This is a genomic window from Leptothermofonsia sp. ETS-13, from assembly GCF_049200465.1.
Lineage (GTDB): Bacteria > Cyanobacteriota > Cyanobacteriia > Leptolyngbyales > Leptolyngbyaceae > Leptothermofonsia.
Genome location: NZ_CP120836.1, coordinates 1,389,051 through 1,402,012 on the forward strand (window position 1 = coordinate 1,389,051; position 12,962 = coordinate 1,402,012).

A 12,962-nucleotide genomic window follows, 5' to 3' on the forward strand; every position below is an offset into this window, starting at 1 on the left:
TTCATTGTGATGCTGAATTCAGTTCATGGTGGCTAACCATCAATTGCAATCAAACCCTTGATTTGATTGGTTTCCCTAATTCCTCTCGATTTCTTTCTAGTCTTGATATTGAACATGAATAGATTTTGGAATTGATTCCAACTTCAACTCCAACTTCACCACAAGCAGAAAGGCAACTAAGTAGGTAGTCAGAATTAATTTGTAAAGGAGGGAGTGGGGGTTGCGCCTCCAGCCAGGGGTTTCACCCCTGCACCCCGTCCTAACCATAATGACTACCGCTATAATTGCGCCCAGCTACTTATTTAGTTCTTCACTTCTAAAGTTGGGCAAGCATTGGGTGGAAGGCGCAGGTAGCGAAGACATTCTTCGGGTTTAAGCTGGCGCAGGCTGCGATCGCGGGCTAAGTGAAGCAGCCCTTCCCAGGTTGCAACCCAAACATAGAGTTTCCCACTTTTACCTAAAGCAGCCACATAGTGACCATCGGGGCTAAAGAACACGCGCGCAAGGGGCTGGCCGTTTTCTTCAAATGGGCGCAGGATTGCCTCTTCAGTACCTGTTTGGGCATCCCACAGGCGGGCAGTTCCGTCGGCTCCGGCAGTGACGATCATCAGTCCATTGGGGCTAAACTCGGCATCAAACACAGCCCCATAGTGCCCTGCCAGCAAAACCCGCATTGCACCCGTTTTAATATCCACCACCCTGGCAGTTCCATCCTGGCTGGCAGTGACCACAAGTTGGTTATCTAAACTGAACTGGGCACTACTGACCGCATTGCGATGGGGCAGGGTGTTCACTAACTCGCCAGTAGAGGCTTTCCAGATGCGGGCGGTGCGATCGCGGCTGGCACTGACCACTAGCTGCCCATCCGGGCTAAACCGGGCTTGTTCAATGGCCGCCCCGTGACCTTTCAAGCGAGTGGTCAGTTTGCCTGACTGCACATCCCAAAGATAAATGACCCGGTCATCCCCCACGCCCAAAAGCTTCTGGTTTTCGGGACTGAAGACAAGTTGACGAATGGTACCAAAACGACTTTTACCAGTCCGTTCAGTGGTTGGTCTATGTCCACTGCTAACAGAATCGGGTAGATCAAAATTCCGCACAAGATTCACTGTTCCATCGGGTTGAAGCTTCCAGAGCTGAACGTTATCTGCGTAGCTGGCAGTTGCCATTAGCTGAGTATCTGAGTTGAAGGCAGCTCCAGCTAACTTCATTCCGGGGGGAAGCTTTTGGATAAAACTAATGGCTGCGGGTACGGCTGAAGGGGGTTGAGTTCTATCCAGGGAAATTGCTTGGACTGTTTTAGAACTCCTGTTCGGGGTTTCCTGGGTCTGGGGTCGCCATATTGTAAATCTAAAGCCTGCCGAGTAGTTCTCGCTTTTGGGCTTTAGGAAGGACGCGGAGTCTCCAACCCACTTGAAGAAATTGAACCTGCCCTCCCTCAGGACGGATTGGGAAACTGGTTGTTTTGCTAATGATTGGGAAGAGAGAGTTTTGGAAATCTCTCCTGGAATGGAATAATAGGGAAAGCTCCAATGGTGGATGGTGCCATTGGCTGCCACAGTCAACAGATCATCAAAGCCCGCAGGTGTGGAAGTGGTTGCGGTTGGTTTTATACGGGCAGTTGTGGCATCCGAAAAATCAAAGTTTTGCTGTAGGTTGGGCGAGCGAAAGGCAACCCATTGAATGCGATCGCCCATCATCTTTAGTGTGGGAAACTCACTTCCCGGTTCTGCCGCCCAGAGACGGGCTGACCCATCCGTTCCCGCTGTTGCAATCAGGGAACCATCAGGACTGAACTGGATGGACTTTAGCGCCCCCGAATAGCCCCGCAGAATATCCACCAACTGTCCAGATTGCACATTCCATAGTTGGACTGTGTGAACGAGCTGATTGGTGCTAATTTCCCAACCAGTGGTTGCCAGGTACTGACTATCCGGACTGAAGGCAACCATTCCCTGTGCTGGATGGTCCGGACTCTTTAAATCATTGGTTCTGTCTGGTTGCAATTTCAACCGTCCAGTATTGACCTCCCATAGCCAGATGCGGTTTTGTTGATCGGCAACCGCAATCACCCGACCGTTGGGACTAAATAGCACCTGTGATAGCGATGACGAGTAGGTATGGAGTGGTTTGCTGTTGACCATTTTTTGCCAGGGGTAGGAATCCTGGAGCAATGATCCAGGAGCCCGCCAGAACTGTACACTGCCGTCACTGGATGCCGTTGCAATCGTTAAACCATCGGGGCTAAAAGTCGTGCAATTGACTTGATGGCGATGGCGGAGAACCTGGTGCGATCGCCCACTGTTGACCTCCCAAATATGGACCTTACTGCCACTAGCCGTCAGAAGCCACTCCCCATTCGGGCTAAAGGCCAGATCTCGCACTTCAACGGGATGGGAAAGTTTCCTGTGGATCTGTCCACTACGGACTCGCCAGAGGTGTACTGCTTGCTGGCTATCGACCGTTGCAATCCACTGACCATCTGGACTGAAAGCTAACCGTATAATTGCCCCACCTCCACTTTGCAACTGAAACTGAAGCACACCTGTTTCCACAGACCACACCCGTACCTGGTTGGAGTCACGGGCGATCGCGGCCAGGAGCTTTCCATCCGGGCTAAATGCGATTGCCGCGATCGCCCCCGATTGGGGATTGGTTGTGGCAGATGAAATCTGGGGTGGACCTGTCTCATCGCCTTTTCCATCAGCCGGCCCTCCTTCCCACTGCCACACCTTTTCAGCCGATTGGGTCTTTAATGACCAGAGCCGGATGGTGCCGTCTTCTCCACCTGTGGCGAAGTAGGGCTGGGTTGGGCTAAAAGCTGAGGTCTGAATGGCTCCCGTGTGTCCCTTCAAATTGGCTTGCAGGCGCAGTTTTTGTAAGGCTGCCCGTAAACTCGCCTGGGCTTCGTAGGTGTGTCTCCCTTTTTCCACGGCAAGACGGCTAATCAGCAGTGCTGCCATTGGATCGCCGTCAGGCTCTTGCAAAATGGACTGGGCGATCGCGGCCTGTTGACGGGAGGTAGCAATTTGAAGCTGGTAATCTTTCTCTGCCTGGCTTTTGATTGCCGCAATGTACTGGGTAAACGTTACTGCCAGTGCTACCAGCAACGTGCAGGGAATCACCATCTGCAACAGGCGCAGTTCCTTCTGGGTGCGCTGGTTCTCTTCGCGACTAATCGAGATAAACCGCTGTGCCAGAATAGACAGCTCATCCGGGTAAGTTTTCAGAAAATCTTCGGCATCAATCAGGCGAGCGCCATGCAGCAGGTATTCATTAGAGCGGGGTTCTTCAGCATTGTGCCACTCCCGTGCTGCGTGTTCAATCCGGCGCTGCCGTCTCAGCATTTCCCGACTTTCGTCCAGCCAGGTTCGCAGCATCAACCAGTGGCGAATCAGGGTCTCATGGGCCACATCCACAGTTTCTTGATAGAGAGGGCACAATCCCTGAGAGGTGCTGCGTTCAGCGAGATGGTTGGTGGGCAACTGGGTGACTTTGGCGATGATATGCTCCCCTTCCAGACTGGTTTGCACTCTGGCAGAAGGCAGATCAATCGGCTGATTATGTTTGGGGAATTTGCCCTGGCATATCTGGGCTAGGCGCAAGGCAGTAGAGACGTTGGCAAACCCCTGATCAGTCTGTTCCCGATAGCGGCTGGTGGGAACAATTTGGTTAGTGACAACAAGTTTTGCTGCCACCAGTTTTTCCAGCACCCGATCCACCAATTCTGCCGGAAAGCGGGGACTAACCAGTTCCGACTTGAGAATGCGGCGGCGGGTATCTTCGGTACCGTCCCCCAGTTGGGTTAGGGCAATAAAAATGCGTTTGGCAACCTGCTGTTCTTCCGGGGTAAGGCTGTAAAAGATGGCATTTGCCCGCTTCTGGAGCGTTCCTCTGACTCCCCCCAGCTCAGTATAGGCATCCAGGGTGAGACGAGCAGGGCCGCCAGCCGAATCAGGCTGACGCTGTTGCCACAGTTCCAGCAGGGTGTATTGTAGAAGTGGCAATTCGCCGGGAGCCCCAACCACATCTAGCAGGATGTTGTAGACCAGGTTGGGGTCACAAACAACCCCGACTTTTTGAGCGGGTTTCACAACGGAAGCTTTGATCTGTTCGTAGGTGAGGGGAGTGACTGTTATCAGGTTTTGTTCAATTTGCTCGGCTAAGCCATTGTAAAGGGAACATTTGCCAAAAAAATCGGCACGCAGCACAATCACGATGTTGAGACAGTCGCTGGCTTCTTGCAGGGCGGTGAGTAAGGAGTTGAAGAAGCGGTGGCGATCGCGCTCAGCCTGGGGTCCCTGGCAGAGAGTAAAGACCTCCTCAAACTGGTCAATAATCAACAACAGGCGGGAATTACGACCATATTTGGATGAAATCAGGCTGGCGCGAACCAGATGGGAAAGGCCGTTCCCACCTTCGCGCAAGAGAGCTTCTGCCCGTCGCAGATGTTCTGCCCGGTCTACGGTAGGGGCCTGGGAGTTAACAAAAGCGCTGGCGAGACTGCGGAGGGGTTGCTCCGTTGGGGTGATGAGCTGAATTCGCCAGCGATCGCTGCCTGAAAACTTGTGCCCCTGGCGCAATTGGTGAATCAAGCCGGCCCGCACCAGGGACGACTTACCGCTGCCAGAGGCTCCAACAACCGCCACAAAATTTCGGGTCTTCAATTTTTCAATCAATTGATCGGTCAGGTCTTCTCGCCCAAAGAAGTACTCAGCATGGGCCTCATCGAAACACTCCAGTCCTCGATAGGGGCAAATCTCCTGAGCCAGTTCAGTTTTAATAATGGTTGATGCGCCCTGATTGCAGGTCAGGATGATTTCGCTGCCCGAATTTTCAAACAGGGGCTGCTGCATTTCACCTTTGAGAGCATTACTCACCCAGTCAGTCAGGGCATAGTTAGTTACTACGCCATTGGGAACGCGGGTAGGATCAAGTCCATCGAGCAATGCCCGTGTAAAAATGCTGTACGTTCCTTCAATCGATTCGTAGGCGGCCTCATACTCCCGTGAAGCCGCCATAAACAGGCGATCAGTTCCACTACGGGCACCAGGGTCGGCCTCTAAGAAGTTGAGCAATTCTCCGCTGTGGCAACAATCCAACAGAATAATGCGTTGTTTTACAGGGCTTTCCTGCAAAAGTCGCCGCAGCCAGAAGAGGGAAAGCCCGTAGAAACCCACATTAGGGTTGGCATCACTGGTTGCCAGATACCCTTCCTGAATCCCCGCATCCTTCTGAAGGCCATGTCCTGAAAAGTAGAACAGGGCTGTGTGCGGAATGTTATTTCCCTTTGGCTTGAATAGCCGAACCAGAGCAGTTTCCAGTTCAGCCAGGGTAACGGGAGTTTTGCTCCCAATTCTGGATTGCCCTCTTTGGATGATATCAGGCATGCGGGTGACTCGAAAATCACCGCTGCTTTGTAATCGTTGGGCGATCGCCTCTGCATCCTGGGCTGGTGCGCTCAGATTCGGCAACCATTGATACGCACTAATTCCGACAACGAGAGCATCCCGTGACATTTCCTAAATGTTCCTCAAACCAACTCCATCAAGGTTTCCTCAACGTGAGTGCATCGACAGGGATAAGCGTAATGCCACTAAGGCAGTGTGTGTAAAAATACTGAGGTTTCACCAGAAAAGACTCCTGCTTTGATAGGCCAAAAAATTGACTTTTCTCTGTCTATCAAAGCCATTTGGAAAGATCATTTTTTCCTTTTTCCCTGTTTCAGCCATTTGATTGAATCGTTATCAGCCAAATTTCTTAGAAAAAATTGAGCATTAGTCAAGAGAACGCTCTAAGGCATTAATGGTATATCCAAATCAACGGTCACACCTGGAAAACCCTCATGAAAAAGGATTTCCTAATTCAAACCTAATAGGAAAAACATTAAATGTAACAGGGGGTATCACCCCTTTTGGTAATAGTTTAACAGTCGATCTTTAACAATTAAGGAATTTTTTTATTTTTTAGCTCATTTATGGATTGAAGAAAATAGAAGCATCTTGATCAAACTCATTAAAACCTGCATGGAAATTGACTATATAACAATGGCTCAACAGAGAATATGCGGAATTTATTTATTGAATTGATGAACCCTGATGTTGGCTCCGCAGTTCTACGGAAATAAATCCTTGAAATTAGTTAAATTTAATGAAAGGTTGTTTTATTAGATTTGCTGGGAAATAAGAGATAATAGTCGGTAGTTGCACGCTGCTCTGCCCATGCTGAACTTAGACCGCATTCTCCAAAATGACCGCCTGTTGCGGGCAATGACAGGACTCAACCGCAAAGCATTTGAGAAACTCCTGCCCAGCTTTAGTGAGGCTTATCAGCAGAATCAGATAAAACCTGGGGTAGAGCGCAAACGTGCAGTTGGAGGGGGACGCAAAGCAACTCTACGGACAAACCGTGACAAGTTGTTCTCCATTTTGTTGGACTGCAAATGCTATCCCACATTCGACTGAATGAGTGTGTTGTTTGGCTTTGACCGCTCCTGTGCGTGGGACTGAGTTCATCATCTGCTGCCTGTTTTGGAGCAAACGTTAGGGCACAAACAGGCACTGCCGGAGCGCAAGGTGCGGAGCATGGAGGAATTTCTAGAACGCTTTCCAGAGGTTAAAGAAGTGATTTTCGATGGGACAGAGCGTCCCGTGCAACGTCCCAAAGACTCCGACAAACAAAAAGAGCATTACTCCGGCAAGAAGAAACGCCATACCCGTAAGCACATCACAGGCAGTACGCGAAAAAAGCGAGTGATCCTGCTGACGAAGGCAAGAGCAGGCACTGTTCATGACAAACGACAACTTGACGAAGCAGACTTGGTGGGCAACATTCCCGATGAAGTTGCGATAGAAGGAGCCTTAGGATTTCAAGGATTACAAAACGAATTTGAGAACGTTCATTTGCCCCACAAGAAACCAAAGGGCAAGAAATTAAGCGAACAACAGAAGCAGGAAAACCGCGAGTTCAGCCGTCAACGAGTAGTGTGTGAACATGCCCATGCAGGCATCAAACGTTATCGTTCGGTCACAGATGTTTATCGCAATCGTGTGCCTGATTTTGATGACCGCTTAATGCTAAACGCTGCTGGTTTATGGAACTGGTATTTGGATGCAGCATAAATTGAGCAAAGAAATGGGAGAACCTTGTCCCAAAGTAAATTTTATTTCCCAACAACTCTATTCATATTCAAAGGTAGGTTAACGCGATGTGCGACTAAAACTAGGTAGCCACAAGTTGCTCAAACTGCAACAGGTTAGGACTCAGGCGATTGAGCCAACGACAAACGGTATGAGCTAACAGCTTACGATGGATGCGACGGGTCAAGTGCCACAGGTCTCGTGCCCGGACTTTTTCAATCGAGAAGCGTTCAACCAATTGTCCAATAACCGTTTCAATGAGCCGCCGTAGGCGCTTGAGTAAGGCAAGCCAAGCTGGGTCACGAGCGTCTTGCATATTGGAGCGCAAAGCGGTTTCCAGTTCAATGCCAACTTGGCGGAGTTCCTGTTGGAGTGGGGCAGATAGGTAACCCTTATCGCCAATCAGTAGCCCGTGAATGGACGATACCATTTCCCACAGGGTTTCCCGTTCACTGCCATTGGCAGGTGTCAGACTAAAGCCTGTAATCACGCCAGTCGCACGAATGAGCAAATGTCCATGAAAGCCATAGTAGGTCTGTTTCTTAGCCGCACAATACCCATACGCCGCCATGCCTTTGAAACTGCGGCAGCTTGGCGCACGCGCAAAGCCACAGAGCGGGATGGGAATCCCATCGACTAGATGCACTGAGTCACTGAACGCTCCCAATTGAGCGGCTAAGTGTTGCTGGAGCAAGGCTTTGTATTGCTATAGGTTAGCGGCTTGCCGCACAAAGGTGCAACGGCTCCCTAACCCTGGAAACCAAGCCAACCAGTGACGGCGAAAATACTGCCAAATCGCTTGGTCAGCATCTATCCCTTGATATTCGCCCACAATCTCCATCGTCAGTACCTCGCTGTCGCTCAACCCAGGTGCAAATCCTTTGGCTCGAATCGGTTGTCCTTGGGTGACTTCCGCTAAAGCATCATCCACACAGCAGAAGACCGCGATGATAAACTCGTCAATAGAAAACATTGGTCTCACCTGACTAGACAGCTTGTACTTCTAGCTTCGTAGGGTGAGACTTTCTTTGCAAAACCTTAGTTGCACATCGCGTTAGGTTAAGAATCGTCACCGAAGTTGTTTTCTACTTCAACTGAGAGAACTCTATAAACCCATCCTATAAACAGGGATGAAACGTGTTTCGCTAATCGTTACATTTTTGCTGGGTTTGCTCCTGGTGCTGGTGTTGCCCCATGCCTGTGCAGCACTGTCTCGTACTGGGGCTACCCATCTTCAATTGGGGCAATCTGCTAGCCCCCCACTAACCAGAGCAGTAACAGGTTCCCAGTTTCCTGTTCGTCCGCTGCCACCGTCTACTCCTTTCCAACAACTTCAGCCAGAGGTCAAGGTTGCCCAAACAGAAACCGAAGAAGCTGAAGAACCGCAGCCTTTTAACCAGTTTGTGAAAGGAAAAGAGCAACTGGATGGGTTGTTTACGCTATACCGCGATCGCACTACAGGCAAACTTTACGCCGAAATCAAACCGAACCAACTCAACATCAACTACCTTTGCACCGTAACGCTGGAGACAGGAATTGGGCAAAGTGGCGTTTATAGTGGCCTGCCCCTGGCAGACTTTTTATTTATGTTTCGCCGGGTTGATAACAAAGTGCAGTTTTTGATGCCCAACGTTTACTTTCGCACCCACCCTGACGATCCCCTGAAGACTTCGGTTCAGCGGTCTTTTAGTAGTTCTGTTTTACAGGCATTGCCTATTAAAAGCCATCATCCTAAGCGCAAAAGTGTTCTGGTTGATCTGGGACCTCTGTTTTTGAGCGACTTCCCTGGGCTTACACCTGTGCTGGTAAATTGGTTGGGTAGTTCTTACACGCTCGATGTCAACAAATCTTACTTTGGAGCTGCTAAAGCCTTTCCCTTAAATGTAGAACTGGAATCGGTTTATGGCTTTTCAAGTAGAAGCGAGGAAGAACCGCCTGCCTTTATTGAATCCTTGCCGGATAGCCGCTCCTTCAATTTAAAGGTTCGCTACAGCCTATCCCAATTGCCCACTGAGCATGGCTACCGCCCACGCCAGGCAGATAACCGCGTTGGCTATTTTGTCACAGCCTTTCAAAATCTTTCCGATGACACTCCCAGAACTCCCTTTGTGCGCTATATCAATCGCTGGCATCTAGAGAAGCAAAACCCCGATTTGCCCCTGTCGTCACCCAAACAGCCCATCGTGTTCTGGATTGAAAACACAGTACCTGTGGCCTATCGAGATGCGGTGCGAGATGGGGTTTTAATGTGGAACAAAGCCTTTGAGAAGGCAGGATTTCAGGATGCAATTCAAGTTAAGCAAATGCCCCCTAAAGCAGCCTGGGATCCAGCCGATGTCCGGTATAACACGATTCGCTGGATCACGTCCTTTGAGTCTGGCTTCCTGGGGATGGGGCCTTCTCGCATCAATCCACTAACCGGCGAAATCCTGGATGCAGACATTTTGATCGATGCCAGCTTTGCCCGTTATTTGAAGGAGCAATATCAAACTCTGGCACAAAACCGAATGCGGATGATGCCTTCTTTGGCGAAGCTAACGGGCACTCCTGACCTGTGCAGTTATGGGACAACTGCCTATTCTTTGCAGCGATCGCTTACCCCAAAACCTTCTCAAAACCCACGCCTGCTCCTTAGACTCTTGGGCAACTATGATCTCTGCTTTGGCATGGAAGCCACCCATCAACTGGCGATTGGCTCAATGGCCATGAGTATGCTGCAAGGGGTTCCGCCTAATGGCCCAGAGATGCGCCAGTATATTCAGGAGTTTCTGCGCTATCTGATTGCCCATGAAGTGGGGCATACGTTGGGGTTGCGCCACAATTTTCGGGCCAGCGCGATGCTATCTCCTACAGAACTGAATAATCGGGAAATTACCCGTCGCAAAGGGTTACTGGCTTCAGTGATGGATTACAGTGCGGTGAATCTTGCTCCTGCGGGCACTCCCCAGGGAGATTACTTTACCCATGCTGTGGGTCCCTATGATGAGTGGGCGATCGCCTATGGCTATACTCCAATATCTTTCCAGTCCACTCAAACAGAGCAGGCATTTCTAGAGCAAATTGCCCGCCGTGCTGCCGAAGCGGACCTCGCCTACGCGACGGATGAAGATACCTTTGCCCGTCTGGATCCCCAAATCAACCGCTTTGACCTCAGTAATGACCTGCTGACCTATGCTCCCTGGCAACTGGAAAATGCCCGTCAAATGTGGCAGCGATTAGAGCAACGCTATCCAGCTCCGGGTCAAAATTTTGGTGATGGACGAGTCATGTTTGATGAAATTTTTGAGTACTACTTTCAGTACGCGCGCTTTTTGACCCGCTATGTGGGGGGACAGTCCTTCAACCGATTTGTCAATGGAAATACGGGCGATCGACTTCCGTTTGAGCCCATTCCTCTCGAAAAGCAACGCCAGGCATTGTTGTTATTACAAAAGTATGTATTTGATGAAAACCAGTTTCGCTTTTCTCCTGCCTTTCTCAACAAGCTGGCTCCTTCCCGCTGGAACCATTGGGGGGAATCTCCTGAAGTTGTGACACTGGATTACCCGATTCACGATCGCGTTCTGTTTCTGCAATCTGCCATCCTGCAGGAATTGCTGGACTACAATCGTCTCGCTCGCTTGCGAGATGCCGAACTGAAAAGCCCCGACCAGGCTCTGACGATTCCGGAGCTGTTTGAAACGTTGCAGACAGCCATATGGCAAGAGATGTTGCAACCGGAGGGTATTCTACGCCTTTCAAGTTTGCGTCGGGGTTTGCAACGGGAGCATTTAAGGTTGATGTCGGATATGGTACGGCGGACGGTTGAGGCTCCTGAAGACGCTCGCACCTTAGCCTGGTACAACTTAAAGCAGTTGCGTAGCGCCCTCGATAGAACTCTGCGTAAGGAAAGCAAATGGGATGCTTACACACGCGCCCATCTGGAGGAAACCCGCGATCGCATCGATAAAACCTTGAATGCTCAGTTGCAAACGCAATAAACGTCACGTGAATCAGCTCGATAAAAGGTGTTGACAGAAGGGTGCTGACAGGCAAGCCCACCAAACTCGCTAGTTTGCGGGAACATCTGGCAGGGGCGTTGCTGAAAAACAATATGAATCGAAACGAGGTTTCGAGCATGCAGCATCTATCTCATACCCAGATTTAGCAATGCCGGCAGGTGATGGTTTAAGGGAGCGATCGCCTGCTTCAATTTCTTCAATGGGCCTGCTATTAGCACTTCCTTAGTGCTCTACTAATACTCTGGTGGGTTCAGCTTGTAAAATTCCAATTAGTGTTCGGGTTACAAATTCCAGTTCCTGGGGAATGGGGTGTAAGAGGAGATATTCAGTAATCTGCCGGGCATCTCTGTGAAATCTTCCAAATTTCCAGATCTCACCAGTGGAAACTGCCCCATACAAAACAGGCATTGTATGGTGGAGCCACTCATCTAGGGCAATCAACTCAACAGCTAATTGAGTAAATCCTTTCGTCAAGTCAGATTGTTTGGCTTCGATAATCACGAGGTTGTGAGGGCTGGGAATATAATAATCGAGCGACCCTTTGAGCCAGTTGCTGACACTGAGTGTGTACTCAATGTTGAGAGGATAGTTGAATTGATCGCAAATCTGGTCGATCACTGGAAAGATGAGAGCTTCTCGTCGTGCCTGTTCGGTAGTTGTATTGACTCGTTTTAAGCGTCGTTTCAAGCTCTCAGAAAGGGCGGGAAGCCACTCTAAAGGAGCTTCTAAGTAAGGTAAATCGTCGCTATCAGTACGTTCCAAAGTGCAGCCTAAATCTGCTAAAATGTCCTGGGGGGCGTAAGGCAGGTCAAAGTATTTGCTAAATGTATAGGATTCTTTGGGGTCAAGAACTCTAGGCTGCATACAACATTTGGGTGAGCATCGGTGGCAGGCTGCCTCTCAAACCTTGCTCCAATTCTAGCGTGTTTGCGGGAAAGACTGGCTCCTGGCTCCTGGTTCTCATCATGTCTACACAAACCGTTGCCTCGATGTTTGTTTCTTTAGTTTCTGCTGGTTTGCTTACAAGTTTGCCTACCAGAGTTCTGGATACTAATTTTTGCAACCAGGTCTATCAGTAAGTAATCATTCAAAAGGTTGCAAATTGTCCAAAATACAAATGAAGCAAATGTACAAATGAATCAAGAAGATAATAAAAGCAGACGACTTGAAAGTAAACATAGTTTAATTAGTAATGGTCTTGGCGAACTGGCATAAATTATTAATTGTCCTCGTAATCCTGAACCTGCACTTGTTCAGCAGGTTGCAAACCATTCTCTACTCTAGTCTCTCCTGTTGAGTCTTCTTTTTACGGGGTTTGCGTTCAGTTCCCAAAACTACGAAGAAGTTCGGTCCTCGAAATTTCTATGAATTGCGCTGATGAGGACTGTAGTAGATATAGCGATCCTATTGGGATTGTGAGAAGGAGTTCTGCAGGAACTTCTTCTCACAAAGCTTCTCCATCTCACAACTATAGCTCTACGCGGGTGCATTAGGACATTGGAATTAGAGAGGGAGTGGAGGCTTTGCCCCCAGCCAGGGGTTCCACCCCTGCTGCACCCCGTCCAACCACAATGACTACCGCTATAAAGCCGTCACCAGGTTGCTTAGGGCGTGTTCTAAAGCCTAGAGCCACAGAAGAATTGCAGCAAGGGTGAGCATCGCCAGATAGTTCTATGCCCGGTTTTTCATATCGGGTAGTAATCCGTCGAAACTGTTTGAAGCGATTGATTGTGCGTTCAATGCAGTTGCGCTCTCGAGCAGCCTGACGGTCAAAGCGTGTCCCCTGTCGAGATTCATTGGAGCGGCGAGGAATCACTGCCCC

At 49.6% G+C, this 12,962-nt stretch carries 6 protein-coding genes and 1 pseudogene; 3 read left to right on the forward strand and 4 right to left on the reverse strand.

Annotation, left to right across the window (positions count from 1 at the left end):
* Nucleotides 1–302: 302 nt before the first annotated feature.
* Entirely contained in the window at nucleotides 303–5,519 is a 5,217-nt protein-coding gene (locus tag P4D80_RS06265) for a caspase family protein (protein ID WP_421658094.1), read from the reverse strand.
* A 702-nt stretch (nucleotides 5,520–6,221) separates the two neighbouring features.
* Between P4D80_RS06265 and P4D80_RS06270 the strand changes: the two genes are divergently transcribed.
* On the forward strand, nucleotides 6,222–6,464 hold the full coding sequence (locus P4D80_RS06270) for a hypothetical protein (protein WP_421658095.1): 243 nt from the start codon (nucleotides 6,222–6,224) through the stop codon (nucleotides 6,462–6,464).
* Nucleotides 6,465–6,530: 66 nt separating this feature from the next.
* Nucleotides 6,531–7,121, forward strand: coding sequence for a transposase family protein (locus tag P4D80_RS06275; RefSeq protein ID WP_421658096.1), 591 nt, complete (start codon nucleotides 6,531–6,533; stop codon nucleotides 7,119–7,121).
* A gap of 100 nt (nucleotides 7,122–7,221) precedes the next feature.
* On the opposite strand, the pseudogene P4D80_RS06280 reads toward P4D80_RS06275, so the two are convergent.
* Nucleotides 7,222–8,112, reverse strand: a pseudogene (locus tag P4D80_RS06280) (IS982 family transposase).
* A gap of 157 nt (nucleotides 8,113–8,269) precedes the next feature.
* Between P4D80_RS06280 and P4D80_RS06285 the strand changes: the two are divergent.
* The gene (locus P4D80_RS06285) at nucleotides 8,270–11,119 is read left to right on the forward strand and encodes a zinc-dependent metalloprotease (RefSeq protein ID WP_421658097.1); all 2,850 of its coding nucleotides are present in this window, start codon (nucleotides 8,270–8,272) and stop codon (nucleotides 11,117–11,119) included.
* Between the two features lie 243 nt (nucleotides 11,120–11,362).
* Here P4D80_RS06285 and P4D80_RS06290 read toward each other — a convergent pair whose 3' ends face one another.
* Nucleotides 11,363–12,004: a hypothetical protein gene (locus P4D80_RS06290; protein ID WP_421658098.1), complete on the reverse strand. Its 642-nt coding sequence runs from the start codon at nucleotides 12,002–12,004 to the stop codon at nucleotides 11,363–11,365.
* 625 nt (nucleotides 12,005–12,629) lie between these two features.
* Nucleotides 12,630–12,956 carry a hypothetical protein gene (locus P4D80_RS06295; RefSeq protein WP_421658099.1) on the reverse strand — a complete coding sequence of 109 codons (327 nt, stop codon included), beginning with the start codon at nucleotides 12,954–12,956 and terminating at the stop codon, nucleotides 12,630–12,632.
* Between the last annotated feature and the right edge of the window lie 6 nt (nucleotides 12,957–12,962).